We start from the raw sequence: 14,707 nt of genomic DNA, 5'->3' as shown, positions 1-14,707 counted from the left end.
AACCGGCTCTACGATACAGAAACAGACATTAACAACTGATTGTGTATTTTTCCCGGACAACAGTGATTTTAATTATCAGAATGGCTGTTCGTCGTCAAGATCATCCATCCTTGAAGGACGAACTATGATATTGCTCGGCTTTTCAAAATCCTGAGAAGGAGAGAGGCCTGCAAATGGATTCGGTAAATTGCCCGGGTGACTGCTGAAATCCTCTTCCAGATCGGCAAATTTTACATATTTACCAATAAATCTTAATGGTACGGTGCCGGTTTCTCCATTTCTGTGCTTGGCAACAATTACTTCCCCAATTCCTATTGTTGAACGGTGTTCCTCGTCTTCTGTAATACCATAATACTCGGGTCGGTAAAGGAACAGAACCATGTCTGCATCCTGTTCAATAGAGCCTGATTCACGCAAATCTGATAGCATAGGCTTTTTACCACCACCAGGTCTGTTTTCAACAGCACGGCTTAACTGAGATAAGGCTATAACAGGTACATTCAATTCTTTTGCTACTGATTTTAATGCACGCGAGATACTACCGATTTCCTGTTCCCGGTTACCTCCTTTGCCATCGCTTTTACCATGCATTAACTGCAGGTAGTCAATAATGATCATTTGAATGTCGTATTGAGCTTTCAAACGTCTGCATTTGGCTCTGAATTCAAAGATATTCAGGGCAGGAGTATCATCAATAAAGAGTGGGGCATCAGTCAGCTTGCCAATTTTGGAGTGTAATTGCTGCCATTCCCATTCTGCCAGATTTCCCTTCCTGATTTTTTCCTGCTCAATTTCTGTTTCTCCGGATATCAAACGATTAACCAGCTGCACAGAAGACATCTCCAGGGAAAAGAATACGACAGGCTTATTGAACTGTACCGCAGCATTTCTTGCACAACTTAGTACGAAGGCGGTCTTTCCCATTGCGGGTCTTGCTGCAATGATAACCAAATCAGAGGGCTGCCATCCTGAAGTCATTCTGTCAAGTGCCGTAAATCCGGAAGGTACGCCTGTTAATCCATCAACTTTATCTTTGATTTTTTCCAGATTCTCCAGCGATTCCCTGATAATATCATCCATTTTTCTGGAATCTCTTCTCAGGTTGTTTTGTGCAATCTCAAAGAGATTTTTTTCCGCATGATCCAATAAATCGAATATATCAGTAGTGTCTTCATAAGCATTACTGATGATCTCTGTTGAGATTCGTATCAATTCACGCTGAATAAATTTTTGTGAGATTATCCTTGCATGATATTCTATATTGGCCGCCGAAGCAACACGATTGGTAAGCTCAGTGATATAATAGGCTCCACCGATCATTTCCAGATCTCCCTGCTGACGGAGTTGTGCGGTAACTGTTAAAATATCAATCGGAGATGATTTCTGGAATAGGGCCTGAATGGCTTCAAAAATTTTCTGGTGACTGTCTTTGTAAAAAACATTAGGGTTCAGGATATCAATTACAGCAGAAAGTGCATCTTTTTCAAGCATTAAAGCACCTAAAACTGCTTCTTCAAGATCTAATGCCTGAGGAGGTAATTTCCCCAGTCCGCTTGCCATGGTACTAAGCTTATTTTTCCTTTCAGCAGAGAATGTATTTCTGTTGTTTTTAGTATAATCCTGATCCTTATCTAAACTCATAATAACAAAAGTATACAAAAATCAGAGCTGAAATTTTTTAGTTTTTCACACCTTAAAAATTTAGCAAAACACACTATTTGCATTTGAGCTGATAAAACGCTTTATTATTAACATTATTTGTTAATAATTTATTGAAATTCTTAAAAATAGGCCTCTGTACCTGATATAGCTAAGTGTTAATAACTTTTTCAGATGTTAATAAATCTCTCAATTATATTAAATAAATCATCAGATAAGCCTTGAAATCGAAATTATATCTAACTTCGTTACTTAAATATTCTGCAGAAATGAACACTAACTCTTTTAAAAGAAGACGCGATCATGAACCCCATGAGTCTAATCAGATGGTATTTGGTATCCGGGCAATAATGGAGGCCATACGAAGCGGGAAAGAGATCGAAAATCTTTACCTGCAAAGAGGACTTAGCGGTGGCATTATACTTGAGTTGAGAGCTTTACTTAAAGAAATGGATATCGTATTTCAGCTTGTTCCTGTCGAGAAACTAAACAGACTAACCAGTAAGAATCATCAGGGGGCGGTAGCATTCATTTCGCCAATTAGTTATGATAAGATAGAAAATATAATTCCTGATTTATATGAGAAGGGAGAGGTTCCTTTAATTCTGATCCTTGATGGTGTTACAGATGTACGTAATTTCGGGGCAATTGCAAGAACTGCAGAATGTGCCGGTGTTCATGCGATCATTGTTCCTTCAAAAGGATCTGCCCAAATCAATCCTGATGCAATAAAGACATCAGCAGGTGCTTTATATAAAATTCCTGTTTGCAGGCATGATAGCCTGTTTAAAACAGCAAAGTTCTTGCAGGAGTCTGGTTTACAGCTTGTTGCATGTACAGAAAAGACCAATGATTACTTATATCAACCTGATTATACCGTACCTACAGCAATTATCATGGGATCTGAAGAAAATGGGATATCCACTGACCTGATCCGGATTTCAGATCATCTGGCAAAAATTCCGATGTTCGGTGAAATAGAATCCCTGAATGTATCTGTTTCTGCCGGTATTCTGCTCTATGAAGCTGTCAGACAAAAAATGATTATTAAGTAAATTCGGCTCCGAAACGCTGTTTTACGTCGGCTACAATTTGTTTGATATCCTGTTCCTGATCACGCGGGCAAATTAAAAGTGTATTGTTGTCTTCTACTACAATGAAATCATGCAGGCCCTGAAGTACAACCAGTTTCCCGTCAGGTACATTGACCATACAATTTGAAGAGTCGTACATGATTACTTTTTCGGCCGGACTAACGGCATTTCCGACATAATCTTTTTCAGAAAGTTCATAAACAGAAGCCCAGGTTCCCAAATCTGACCAGCCAAATTCTGATGGCAGAACATAGACATTGTCAGCCTTTTCCATGATACCGTAGTCAATTGAAATATTTGTGCATTGGGTAAATGCGGATTGAATAAATTCCTTTTCCTTATCTGTATTATAAATGTCTGTCCCTTCTTTGAAGATATCGTTCATTTCAGGCTGATATTTTTCAAAGGATTTCAGGATATTTTCTGCAGACCAAACAAAAATTCCGGCGTTCCATAGAAAATCTCCACTTTGTACAAAGGTTTTGGCTATCTCATAGCTTGGCTTTTCAGTGAATGTCTTAACCTTGAAGAAGTCCTCTTCAATTTTTTTGGTGTTATATTGAATATATCCGTATCCGGTATCGGGTCTTGAAGGTTTGATGCCAAGAGTAATCAGACAGTCGTTTTTAACAGCTGCATCTAATGATTTGTTAATACATCTGACAAACTCATCATTGTCTAATATCAGATGGTCGGATGGGGCAACAACTATCGCGGCATTGGGGTTGATTTTACAGATTTTATGACTTCCATAAGCAATGCAGGGGGCTGTATTGCGCATAATTGGCTCGCCAAGTATCTGTTCATCAGCTATATCCGGCAGTTGTTCCTTTACCAGATGGATATAATTGTCATTTGTTAAAATGAAGATATTTTCTTTAGGCACAATCTTTAAAAAGCGATCGTATGTCTGTTGTATAAGTGTTTTGCCTGTTCCGAGTATATCAATAAATTGTTTTGGATAGGATGTTCTGCTTATAGGCCAAAATCTGCTGCCTATGCCGCCAGCCATTATCAGAGCATAATTGTTTTTCATGTTTTAAATCTTAAATGATTCCTTCTTTCAGCAGATCGTGAAGGTGAATGAAGCCTTCAAATTTCGATTCAGATCCAACCAGAAGCTGGGTAATATTATTAATACGCAGAATTTCAAGCGCATTGACGGCAAGCTCATTTTTATCAATAAATTTAGGGAATCGGGTCATGATATCGGCAGCTGAAAGCCCGTTGATACTGTCGTTTTTATTCAACATTCTCCTGATATCCCCATCAGTAATAATTCCCTGCAATATACCATCATCTACAACAGCAACAGCACCTAATCTGTTTTTTGTAATTTCAATGATCACGTCCTTTACCGAAGCAGAAGAGTTAACCATAGGTTTTTCATTTTGAGCCGCCAGGTCTGCAACCTTCAGGTATAATCGTTTACCTAATGATCCGCCGGGATGATACTTTGCAAAATCCTCACTGCTGAATCCGCGGCATTCCAGTAAACAGACTGCCAAAGCGTCACCCATAGCCAATTGGGCAGTTGTACTTGTGGTGGGGGCAAGGTTCAGCGGACAAGCTTCATGCTTAACAGTGGTGTCAAGAGCCCAGTCTGCTTGTTTTGCCAGGTATGATTGCATATCACCTACTATAGCTACCAGTTTGTTTCCCCCTTGCTTTAAAAGTGGTATAAGTACCTTAATTTCAGGGGTGTTACCACTTTTGGAAATGCAAATAATGAGATCGTTTTTTTGGATCATTCCAAGATCTCCATGAATGGCATCAGCTGCATGCATAAAAATTGCCGGTGTCCCGGTTGAATTGAATGTAGCTACGATCTTCTGACCTATAATTGCACTTTTTCCTATCCCTGTAACGATAACGCGGGCATTTAGGTATAAAATTTGATGTACTATTTCTGAAAAATCATCGTTTAAAAGAGTTGAAACTTGCATGATTCCTTCAGCCTCTGTCTGAAGGGTTTTTCTGGCGATTTCTAATATTTCAACTTTGTTTTTCAATGAGATTATTTTTATATTAAAGAGATATTTTGTCGCAAAAATATGTTATTTTGAAGATTATTATGACCCAATTTCAATTTTTTCCAGATAAGTAATGGAAATAAACAAATCCTTATTCGATAATTTACAGAATTTCTTTGGCTTTGATAACTTTAAAGGAGATCAGGAGGCCATTATAACCAGCATTCTTCAGAAGAAGGATACCTTCGTTATTATGCCTACTGGTGGTGGAAAGTCAATCTGTTATCAGTTACCTGCATTAATGAGTGATGGGACGGCTATCGTAATTTCGCCTTTGATCGCTCTGATGAAAAATCAGGTTGATCAGCTCAGGGCATTTGGGGGAACTGACAGTATTGCACATTTTCTGAATTCATCTTTGAATAAATCAGAGATTACCAGAGTAAAGGAGGATGTAACATCAGGGTCAACCAAATTGCTTTATGTTGCTCCCGAATCATTAACAAAGCAGGAAAATATTGATTTTCTCAGAGGGATTTCTATCTCATTTGTAGCCGTCGATGAGGCGCATTGTATTTCTGAATGGGGACATGACTTCAGACCGGAATACCGCCGGATACGTCAGGTAATTGACAATATAGGTGAGAATATCCCTATAATTGCACTTACCGCAACAGCCACACCAAAAGTCCAGCAGGACATACAGAAGAACCTGCAGATGAATAATGCAGCTCTCTTCAAATCATCGTTTAACAGGCCCAATCTGTTTTATGAAGTAAGAGCTAAAAGAAATGTAATCAAAGAAATTGTTAGATATGCCAAAATGAATTCCGGTAAGTCCGGGATTGTTTATTGTTTAAGCAGGAAAAAGGTTGAAGAGGTTGCAGAAGCTTTAAAACTGAACGGAATCAAAGCATTGCCTTATCATGCCGGACTGGATCCCAAAACCAGGGCTGAGACACAGGATAATTTCCTGATGGAAGATGTTGACGTGATTGTAGCTACCATTGCATTTGGTATGGGCATCGATAAACCTGATGTTCGTTATGTAATCCATCATGATATTCCAAAGAGTATGGAGGGATATTATCAGGAAACCGGACGGTCAGGTCGTGACGGGGGCGAAGGTGTTTGTGTAGCGTTTTATTCGCAAAAGGATATTGATAAACTGACCAAGTTTATGAAGGATAAACCGGTTTCTGAAAGAGAAATTGGTACGCAGATTCTGAAGGAAGTTATCGATTATGCCGAATCTTCGGTATGCCGGCGGAAACAGATACTTCATTATTTTGGTGAAAACTTCAATGAAACCGGATGTAATAATATGTGCGATAATTGTCGCCATCCAAAGAAATATTTCGATGCAGAGGCGCCTTTATTAAGAGCTCTGACACTAATCAGGGATCTTGGTGAAAAGTTTGACGATCAGCATATACTCAATATTATTCTGGGTATCGAAAATTCCCAGGTTGCTTCCTATGAACATAGCAAACTTCCGGAATTTGCTTCCGGAAAGGAGGAAGGTGAAATATTGTGGAAGTCATTGTTAAGACAGGCAGTATTAAATAATTTTCTGCTGAAAGATATTGATAATTATGGATTACTTAAGCTTACTAAATCCGGTAAGGCGTTCATTGAAAATCCATATTCATTGAAATTTATTCTCAACTATCTTATGGATGATGCTGAGGATGAAGTTGAGGAGGCTCAGCAGCAGGGAGGTGCTTTGGATACTCAGTTGCTTCAAATGCTGAAAGACCTGCGTAAAAAGATTGCAAAACAGAAGAGTCTTCCGCCATTCGTGGTATTTCAGGATCCTTCACTGGATGAAATGTGTACCCATTATCCGGTATCGGTTGAAGAACTTAAGCAAATTCAGGGAGTAGGTTCAGGTAAGGCAATGAAATTTGGACAGCCATTCATTGAACTTATCAAGAAATATGTTGAGGACAATGATATTGATCGTCCGGTAGATCTGGTTATCAAGAGCGCTGCAAATAAATCGGCTCTAAAAGTATCAATCATTCAAAATATCGACCGTCAGATAGCATTGGAAGACATTGCCTCAGCAAAAGGTATTACCTATGATGATATCCTGAAAGAACTTGAAACCATAGTCAATTCAGGAACCAAGCTTAATCTGAACTATTATATTGATGAGATGATTGAAGATGACAGGCAGGAGGAGGTATACGATTATTTCCGGTCAACTGAAACTGATTCTATCGACAATGCTTTGGCTGAGTTAGGTACGGATGATTATACCCGTGAAGAAATCCAGTTAATGCGTATTAAATTTTTATCCGAATTAGGTAATTGATGTTAAGTAATATTCCCAAAATCAAACATTTAGAATCAGGTAATTTTTTCCTGATGGCAGGCCCCTGTGCAATAGAAGGTGAAGAAATTGCACTCAGGATAGCAGAGAGAATAGTTAAAATTTCAGACAGACTTCAGATTCCGTTAATCTTTAAGGGATCATACCGCAAGGCTAACAGATCGCGCCTTGATTCATTTACCGGTATTGGTGATGAGAAGGCCTTAAAAGTACTTGCTAAGGTTAATCGTGAATTTGATGTTCCAACGGTAACAGATATCCATGAAAGCCATGAAGCCGCAATGGCAGCTGAATATGTTGATGTATTACAGATACCGGCTTTTTTATGCAGGCAGACTGATCTTCTGATTGCGGCTGCAAAAACCGGCAAAACAATCAATGTTAAGAAAGGACAGTTTCTTTCTGCAGGTTCAATGAAATTTGCTGTTGAAAAAGTTCAGGAATCGGGAAATCCGAATGTTATTCTTACCGATCGGGGTAATACTTTCGGTTATCAGGATATGATAGTTGATTTCCGCGGAATCCCGGAGATGAGAAGTTTCGGTGTTCCGGTGGTAATGGATTGCACCCACTCTTTGCAGCAACCTAATCAGGTAAGTGGCGTAACGGGAGGGAAGCCTGCGCTCATCGAAACAATTGCCAAAGCAGCAATAGCAGTAGGTTCTGATGGCTTATTTATTGAAACTCATCCCGATCCGGCAAATGCTAAATCTGATGGCGCCAATATGCTTCATTTAGATCTTCTGGAAGATCTGATGATAAAGCTCATCCGGGTCAGACAATCAATTAGCTGATAAGATATTTAAAAACAAAGAGAGGCATTCATCATGCCTCTCTTTGTTTTCCTTTATTTGTAAATGTTTGCTTTTAGCCATTGAACACTTGATGCCGGATCTTCCAAACTTTTTGATCCATCCTGTTCGATAAATGCATGCTTAACTCCCGACTGTCCTGAGTTTTCAAAAATATGTTTGAAATCTACTTTTCCCAGGCCAACGGGACAAGGTTTTCCGGTTGTTTTATCCAGATCTTTAACATGCCATAAAGGGAATCTTCCCGGATATTTTTTGAATAATGCTACCGGATCCATACCTGCAGCGGTTGCCCATGCAAGATCCAGTTCCATAAATACCTTATGTTTATCTGTATTGCTTAACACATAGTCAAATGCTGATGTTCCTTCAATCTGAGCGAATTCAGTCTGATGATTATGATAAGCAAATTTCATTTTGTTTTTCGCAGCGGAATCACCGGCTTTAACAAATATTTCAGTGGTTTTTTTGATCTCATCCAGATTGTTAATCGATGAACTTGAACATATTACCCATCCGCAACCCCCTTCAGCAGCCTCATCCACAATCTGTTGAAGGTTATCTCTTAGATTTCTGGAACCTGCAGGTACCTGTGCTGATCGTGGCAGTCCACCCACATGATTTCCGATCCATTTCAAACCAAGATCATTTACAATCGAAGCAAATTCTTTTGCTGAATGCCGGTAATATAATCCTCCTGATCCGGTAGCGGTTTCCAGTTCTTTAATCCCCATATCTGCAATTTGCTTCAGAACTGTCCTGGTATCTGCTCCCGGCGCATTAATTATGCTGTTTAATGTATAAACCTGGATGCCAAAAGGAGGGTATTTTAAAGCATATGTTGCTTTGTCTGCCCATGCAGGTAAAGATGCAGTAAGGCCTAAGATTCCGGTGCTTTTTAAAAAGTATCTGCGGTTCATTATCATATTAAGTTAGTTTTTAGATGTTTCGTAAAAATTATAAATCACTTTCCAGGAGAAGGATTTTCCGGGAAGTGCATCAACTTTGGTAAATGGTTCCGGACTCAGGGTTGTTGGTACCGACCAGTACATAAAATGAGCTAATGGTCTGTCTGATGTAATTCTTACACCTGCACCTGTTTTTTTATTTTCTACTCTGAAATCATAATCCTCAACTTTATCTCCACTAAATCCTGTTGGATATTCCATTGTACTTTCGCCCTTTTTTAATTCCTTAAGATAATTCATTTTATTAGCTCTGAAATCCATCAGTCCTTTTTTGGCAGGTTCATTTTGAATATTAAAAGGAAGACTTACACTGAAGTCCGGTCCGGTATTTTGCTTATCAATTACAAAGAAATTGTGATTGAAAACCCTTGTATTAATTGGTTTTCTGCCTTTATTCTTTAAAGTATGTTCAAGTATAAGTTCCGGCTGCCCCTTTGTTATACGCACTGTCTTTTTATAAATATAGGCATAACCCATATCGTTCAGTTTATGAATAAATATAATTCTGTCTTTCTTTTGTTTTACAGTCCGGTTGCCTCCGTTTTGAATTTCGAATGAGCTGTTGAATCTGTAAGGGCCATTATTAAGTTTCTTCAGGATCCCAACACCGATTTTTAAGAATAATTCACCAGGTGCAGCTTTATCATAGTCGATCGGGTCAAAAGCTTCAACCGGACCGGTTATTGCATCATGTCTTAAAGGATCATGAGTAGCATACCATTCTCCGAAGTATTCATGCCCCTTATATTGTAAACTTGGGATTACACCCGACCAGTCAAATCTTGTACCTCTGTAAAAACCCTTTTCAGAATCAGGAAGGTAAATTTTTACCCGGAGTTCATCAGTGCTAATTTCTGTTGAAGGATATTGGGCATTTGCCTGTAAAGCTGAAGTGATCAGCAGGATACCAAAAAATTTCTTTATCACTTTAGTTATAAGTTTTATAGTTAATAATTATGGCCTGATAAGTGTTCCATCGGCTTTTCTAACCTGCCAGTTAGATTTTGTTCCGATTGGATATTTAGCGGCTTCTTTTTCATTGATATCTACTCCAAGTCCGGGTACTTCGTTCACATACATGTAGCCATTTTTCATTGTTGGGCAACCTGAGAATACTTCCTGCATTTTTTCAGAAAAGCGAACAGATTCCTGTATCCCGAAATTCCAGACAGCGAGATCAATATGGGCATTGGCTGCATGTCCAACAGGGGATACGTCGCCAGGGCCATGCCAGGCTGTTTTAACATTAAACCATTCGCCAAGTCTCGCAACTTTCATAGCAGGAGTAATACCTCCGATTTGTGAAATATGTATACGAATATAATCAAACCATTGATTGACCATTGGCATTTTGAATTCATTGATATTATTAAAAAGCTCACCCATAGCAATCGGAACACTTGTGCTGGCACGGAGTTGCTTGAACCATTCCATGTTTTCAGGTGAAAACGGATCTTCAATGAAGAATGGTCTGTAAGGCTCCAGTTGCTTGATCATATTAATAGCATCCATTGGCTGCACTCTTTCGTGGATATCATGTAAGAGTTCCACATCATCACCACAACGTTCTCTTACGGTTTTAAATATCTTTGGAACTGATCTTAAATAAGTTCTTTCATCCATATAGGCATCAGTTTCACCACCAAAGCCTGCTTCTTTAAAATCGGGTTTCTTCTGATTTACTCCAACTGCGCCATAACCTCCCTGCTGGATTCTGACATATTTATATCCTTCATCCATAAATTTCTGGACGCTTTCAGCTACTGCTTCTGGAGTATTTCCGCTGGCATGTGCATAGCAGGGTACCGCAAATCTTACTTTGCCTCCCAAAAGCTGATAAACAGGCATATTGGCACGCTTGCCTTTAATATCCCAGAGAGCCTGGTCCAGACCGCTTAATGCATTGTTTAAAACAGGGCCATTGCGCCAATAAGAACTCACATAAAGTCCATGCCACATATCTTCAATATTGTCAACGTCTTTGCCAACACAAAAATCATTCAAATAGCTGTTAATTGCGGTTACTACCGCAACAGCCCTTTGGGTAAAGGTTGCACATCCAAGTCCGTAAAGTCCCGGTTCGGTGGTCTCAACCTTAACAACAATCAGGTTTGAGCTGCTTGGTGCAGTTGCAATAGCTTTAACACTTTTTATTTTAACCGGAGCCATTCCTTTGGTATATGCCGGGATTTCGGTAGCTTTAGCAGAGGGCATTGAACCCAACATGCCCATTAAACCTGCTCCTGAACCGATGCTCAGCATTTTTAAGGCTTCACGACGATCAAATTTGTTTTTTTGTTGTTCATTTTCCATAATAAGAATTGACTGAATCTGTTTTCAAAATGATTTGTGCGGTATTGATTATTCAAAGATTATATATCTGGCAATCTGATTTTATTATACCCTGTAATAATCAGGTTTCCAGTTTTGAATAGCCTGTTTAATCGCTTTTGAAGTCAAATTCTCTGCTAATGCTTTCTGCACAAGTGCAGGAAATTCTTCATCCGAAGCAAATCTTAAAGCGATAATTTGTCTGATATGCAGGCCTGAAGGTAATGGTTTGCCAGTCAGAATATAATGCCTGAAATTTTCTTCAGCCCTGATTGCTCTGTCCTGAGCTTTGAGCGGAAAACTTCTCGTATACCAGTATATTAAAATACTGCAACCGAATAGTAAAACAATCAGACTGGCTGAATAATACGTTTCGGTTTCAATGGATTCTTTCAGATTTATAATCGATCCGATCAAACCTGCAAGTAATAAAATTGCCAGTACTCTGTGGTAACCTGTAACCAGACGTGAGTGGTTTTTGTAGTTTTGTTCCATGTTTATTTATCTATGATTTTAAATTCTGTTCTGCGATTGCTTTTTCTACCTTCTTCAGTTGAGTTATCAGCCAGAGGATAGCTTTCACCATATCCTTTAAAGCTTAATTTATCTTTAGATATATTATTGTTTATAAGGAAATTATAGACTGACATCGCTCTGCTTTCTGATAATTTCTGATTCGAAGGTTCATCGCCGATATTATCGGTATGGCCACCAATTTCAATTTTTATTCTCGGATTATCATTAAGAAATTTTACCAGCAAGAGGAGCTCTGATTTTGATTCAGGTAAAAGTTCAAACTTGTTACTTTCAAAAAATATATTATTGAGAACAACCAGTCCACCGACTTCAATTTTTTGAAGCGGTACCTGTATGATGAACGGTTTTCCTTCAAGATTTGCTCCCGGACTGAAGTTCTGTGAATAAAACAGGTAACCATCCTTGGATACATTTAATCCAAATGATTTATCCGACATCATGGTAGCAAGAAACTGACCTGTCTCTGAATCTGCAGTGTCATCAAAGATCAATTCGCCGGATTTCAGATTGACAATCTGTATTTTAGCATCCAGGTATTCCTTGTTATCCTTATCGAATACCATACCTTTCACATAAGTAACTGATGCCGGTCTCACTTTTTCAGGCAGTTCAAATGAGTAGATATCCAACCCTCCGTATCCATCCTTTTGATTACTTGCAAAAAAACCTAATCTTCCGTCGCTGCTGATACTTAAGCCACTTTCTTCTCCGAATGTATTGATCGGATATCCAAGATTTTCAGGTTTTTTCCATCCTTTTTGTTTCCCGTCGATGAATACTTTTCTGCTTACAAAAAGGTCTTTATTACCAAAGCCCGGCCATCCGTTGGAAGAAAAATAGAGGCTTTCATCATCGGGATGAATGAATGGCGATTGTTCATCAAATTCAGTATTTATTTCAGGTCCCAGATTCTGCGGAATGGTCCAGGATCCGTTCGATGCGAGTTCTGTTTTCCAGATATCATAACCCCCAAAACCACCCTGACGCGTGCTCACGAAATAAAGTGTTCTTCCATCAGCACTGATTGAGGGTTGTGATTCCCAACCCGGTGTATTTACAGGTGGTCCAATATTAAAAGGTTTACTCCATCCATTTCCTTCGCGCCGGGAAATATAAATATCGCATCTCCCTGAACCATCCGGACGGTTGCAACCTGTGAAAAAGAGATAATTGCCATCGGGTGAGATACACTGTGCCCCTTCATTATAATTAAAAGTGTTGATCTCTTTGCTTAAAAATTCGGCTTTTGACCAATTTTCATCCTTTTTGATACTTTTATAAAAATCTTCGTTCCGATTAGTCTGCCTTGTAAATATGATCATACCCTCATCAGCAGTTATGACAGGAAGGTATTCATTTTCTGTGGTATTGATTCCCTGACCGATATTAACGGGCTTAAAACTAACCGGATTTTTTATGGCTTCCTGGCTAAACAGGCAATCATTCATATATTTCTCAACCTTTTTTCTGCTGTTTTCGTTAATGCCCGGATATTTCAGGTATTTTTCAAAATGAATGAACGCATTTGCATAATCACCGGTATTCAGTTCACTCTCAGCAAGTCCATAATAAGTCAATGAATGAAATTCCGGATCAATTTGCAGTACCTTATGATAGCTTTTCAATGCAGAATTATAGTTGCCTGTTTTTCTGTAAAGATCACCTAACTGCTGATAGGCACCGGCAAAATTCTGATCCAGTTCAACTGCCTGATTTAATTCAGCGATGGCCTTGTCGAAAAGTTGGTATGAAATGTATTGATTGGCAAGATTGTATGATTTTTGCGCCTGTTTAACCGGAGATGAAGAATGCTTTTGTGCATTGGCAAATCCACAAATCAGTAATAACAGAAAAATCAACAGGTTCTTCATATCAGAAAGGAGGCTCTCTTTATATGAAGTTAAAAAATAATCGGAACTCCTGAGGAATAGAATTCCAAATACAGCACTTGCTGAAAAAATTGGCTAAGGAATATTGAGATATTTATGAGTTTGAAGCGAAATTTCCCATTTAGGATTCTGCATTACATAGTCGATAATTAAAGGTGTGACTTCAGAATGTTTTGACCATTCAGGTTGCAGATAGAGTTTACAGTTTTCAGAAACATGGGCCGCATGTTCCTCAGCCCAGGCAAAGTCGCTTTTATTAAAAACTATCACTTTCAGTTCTCCGGCAAGAGGCAGAATATCAGGGCGCGGTGATTTAAACTTTTTAGGTGATAAGCAGATCCAGTCCCAATGCCCCGAAAGCGGGTAGGCACCAGAGGTCTCAATAAAGGTTTTGATTCCCCGCTTTTGTAATTCTGATGTAAGATAATCCAGGTTATAGATCAATGGCTCACCCCCGGTAACAACTACTGCTTTCCCGGGGTATTTCTCAGCATTCTTCACGATCTCATCAGCAGAGGTAAGCGGGTGCAGTTCGGCATCCCAGCTTTCTTTCACATCGCACCAGTGACAACCTACATCACATCCGCCCAGACGAATAAAATATGCCGCTTTGCCCGAATGAAATCCTTCACCCTGTATAGTGTAGAATTCTTCCATTAATGGTAGGAGTGTGCCGTCAGGAGGAATATTATGTGCCATTTTGTAATTTAGGATGCAAATATACTTAAGTTTGAGCGATCAGCATTGTTTAAAACTAATTGAAACAATAGACTGACAATTTTCCGGATTTATGGAATGGTTTAAAGTGTTTTCAGCAGGTGTTTTAACATCAGAAGATTTTATCAGGGCAGTAGAGGTTTCCGGAAAGAAATTATGTATAGTTAAATCCGATGATAAGTTCTATGCTTTAAGTAACAGGTGCCCGCATGCAGGTGCTGAACTGAGTAAGGGCTGGTGTTCTGCAGGCCATATAATTTGTTCTTATCACAGACATAAATTTGATCTGGAAACAGGCAGGGGTGCTGCAGGACAAAATAATTAACGTGAGTTCGGTTTAAGCAGCTAAAAGTAGTTGTTTATCATCTTTTTCAAAAACGATGTTTAGG

At 39.0% G+C, this 14,707-nt stretch carries 13 protein-coding genes; 4 read left to right on the top strand and 9 right to left on the bottom strand.

Features of this window, described 5'->3' with window-relative positions; translation table 11 throughout:
* Positions 1–75 precede the first annotated feature (75 nt).
* The gene (gene dnaB / locus P2W72_RS12150; RefSeq protein WP_276362839.1) at positions 76–1,641 is read right to left on the bottom strand and encodes a replicative DNA helicase; all 1,566 of its coding nucleotides are present in this window, start codon (positions 1,639–1,641) and stop codon (positions 76–78) included.
* Positions 1,642–1,928: 287 nt separating this feature from the next.
* Between dnaB and rlmB the strand changes: the two genes are divergently transcribed.
* Complete coding sequence (gene rlmB, locus P2W72_RS12145; protein WP_276362837.1) at positions 1,929–2,714, top strand: 23S rRNA (guanosine(2251)-2'-O)-methyltransferase RlmB; 786 nt, start codon at positions 1,929–1,931, stop codon at positions 2,712–2,714.
* Here rlmB and P2W72_RS12140 read toward each other — a convergent pair.
* Both P2W72_RS12140 and P2W72_RS12135 read right to left on the bottom strand, forming a co-directional pair.
* On the bottom strand, positions 2,707–3,789 hold the full coding sequence (locus P2W72_RS12140; RefSeq protein WP_276362834.1) for a mannose-1-phosphate guanylyltransferase: 1,083 nt from the start codon (positions 3,787–3,789) through the stop codon (positions 2,707–2,709). The two genes, rlmB and P2W72_RS12140, sit on opposite strands and share 8 nt — an antisense overlap.
* 10 nt (positions 3,790–3,799) lie before the next feature.
* The gene (locus P2W72_RS12135; RefSeq protein WP_276362831.1) at positions 3,800–4,765 is read right to left on the bottom strand and encodes a KpsF/GutQ family sugar-phosphate isomerase; all 966 of its coding nucleotides are present in this window, start codon (positions 4,763–4,765) and stop codon (positions 3,800–3,802) included.
* Positions 4,766–4,859: 94 nt separating this feature from the next.
* Here P2W72_RS12135 and recQ point away from each other — a divergent pair, with 94 nt between their 5' ends.
* Both recQ and kdsA read left to right on the top strand, forming a co-directional pair.
* Positions 4,860–7,046: a DNA helicase RecQ gene (gene recQ / locus P2W72_RS12130; RefSeq protein WP_276362827.1), complete on the top strand. Its 2,187-nt coding sequence runs from the start codon at positions 4,860–4,862 to the stop codon at positions 7,044–7,046.
* Entirely contained in the window at positions 7,046–7,858 is an 813-nt protein-coding gene (gene kdsA / locus P2W72_RS12125) for a 3-deoxy-8-phosphooctulonate synthase (RefSeq protein WP_276362824.1), read from the top strand. The genes recQ and kdsA overlap by 1 nt, the downstream gene beginning before the upstream one ends.
* Before the next feature lie 53 nt (positions 7,859–7,911).
* On the opposite strand, the gene P2W72_RS12120 is transcribed toward kdsA, so the two are convergent.
* From P2W72_RS12120 to P2W72_RS12095, 6 genes are all read right to left on the bottom strand, one after another.
* Entirely contained in the window at positions 7,912–8,796 is an 885-nt protein-coding gene (locus P2W72_RS12120; protein ID WP_276362821.1) for a sugar phosphate isomerase/epimerase, read from the bottom strand.
* 12 nt (positions 8,797–8,808) lie between these two features.
* A complete protein-coding gene (locus P2W72_RS12115) occupies positions 8,809–9,771 on the bottom strand; it encodes a hypothetical protein (RefSeq protein WP_276362819.1) in 963 nt (320 codons plus the stop codon).
* Positions 9,772–9,798: 27 nt separating this feature from the next.
* Positions 9,799–11,157, bottom strand: a complete 1,359-nt coding sequence (locus tag P2W72_RS12110; RefSeq protein WP_276362816.1) for an enolase C-terminal domain-like protein — start codon at positions 11,155–11,157, stop codon at positions 9,799–9,801.
* Positions 11,158–11,241: 84 nt separating this feature from the next.
* Positions 11,242–11,670 (bottom strand): DUF6526 family protein, encoded by a 429-nt coding sequence (locus tag P2W72_RS12105; protein ID WP_276362813.1) that lies wholly within the window; start codon positions 11,668–11,670, stop codon positions 11,242–11,244.
* 2 nt (positions 11,671–11,672) lie between these two features.
* Positions 11,673–13,583: an OmpA family protein gene (locus tag P2W72_RS12100; protein WP_276362811.1), complete on the bottom strand. Its 1,911-nt coding sequence runs from the start codon at positions 13,581–13,583 to the stop codon at positions 11,673–11,675.
* Positions 13,584–13,676: 93 nt separating this feature from the next.
* Positions 13,677–14,300, bottom strand: coding sequence for a 7-carboxy-7-deazaguanine synthase QueE (locus P2W72_RS12095; protein ID WP_276362808.1), 624 nt, complete (start codon positions 14,298–14,300; stop codon positions 13,677–13,679).
* A 91-nt stretch (positions 14,301–14,391) separates the two neighbouring features.
* Between P2W72_RS12095 and P2W72_RS12090 the strand changes: the two genes are divergently transcribed.
* Entirely contained in the window at positions 14,392–14,643 is a 252-nt protein-coding gene (locus tag P2W72_RS12090) for a Rieske (2Fe-2S) protein (protein WP_276362805.1), read from the top strand.
* Positions 14,644–14,707: the final 64 nt, after the last annotated feature.

The sequence above is a fragment of the Daejeonella sp. H1SJ63 genome (genome assembly GCF_029360775.1).
Lineage (GTDB): Bacteria > Bacteroidota > Bacteroidia > Sphingobacteriales > Sphingobacteriaceae > Daejeonella.
Note: the sequence above shows the minus strand (reverse complement) of the source record. Positions and strands in the feature narration are given on the sequence as shown.

Coding starts and splice junctions, on each gene's coding strand:
- P2W72_RS12105 (WP_276362813.1), bottom strand. CDS start 11,670: ATGGAACAAAACTACAAAAACCACTCACGTCTGGTTACAGGTTACCAC.
- P2W72_RS12140 (WP_276362834.1), bottom strand. CDS start 3,789: ATGAAAAACAATTATGCTCTGATAATGGCTGGCGGCATAGGCAGCAGA.
- P2W72_RS12120 (WP_276362821.1), bottom strand. CDS start 8,796: ATGAACCGCAGATACTTTTTAAAAAGCACCGGAATCTTAGGCCTTACT.
- P2W72_RS12110 (WP_276362816.1), bottom strand. CDS start 11,157: ATGGAAAATGAACAACAAAAAAACAAATTTGATCGTCGTGAAGCCTTA.
- dnaB (WP_276362839.1), bottom strand. CDS start 1,641: ATGAGTTTAGATAAGGATCAGGATTATACTAAAAACAACAGAAATACA.
- P2W72_RS12095 (WP_276362808.1), bottom strand. CDS start 14,300: ATGGCACATAATATTCCTCCTGACGGCACACTCCTACCATTAATGGAA.
- recQ (WP_276362827.1), top strand. CDS start 4,860: ATGGAAATAAACAAATCCTTATTCGATAATTTACAGAATTTCTTTGGC.
- P2W72_RS12100 (WP_276362811.1), bottom strand. CDS start 13,583: ATGAAGAACCTGTTGATTTTTCTGTTATTACTGATTTGTGGATTTGCC.
- kdsA (WP_276362824.1), top strand. CDS start 7,046: ATGTTAAGTAATATTCCCAAAATCAAACATTTAGAATCAGGTAATTTT.
- P2W72_RS12090 (WP_276362805.1), top strand. CDS start 14,392: ATGGAATGGTTTAAAGTGTTTTCAGCAGGTGTTTTAACATCAGAAGAT.
- rlmB (WP_276362837.1), top strand. CDS start 1,929: ATGAACACTAACTCTTTTAAAAGAAGACGCGATCATGAACCCCATGAG.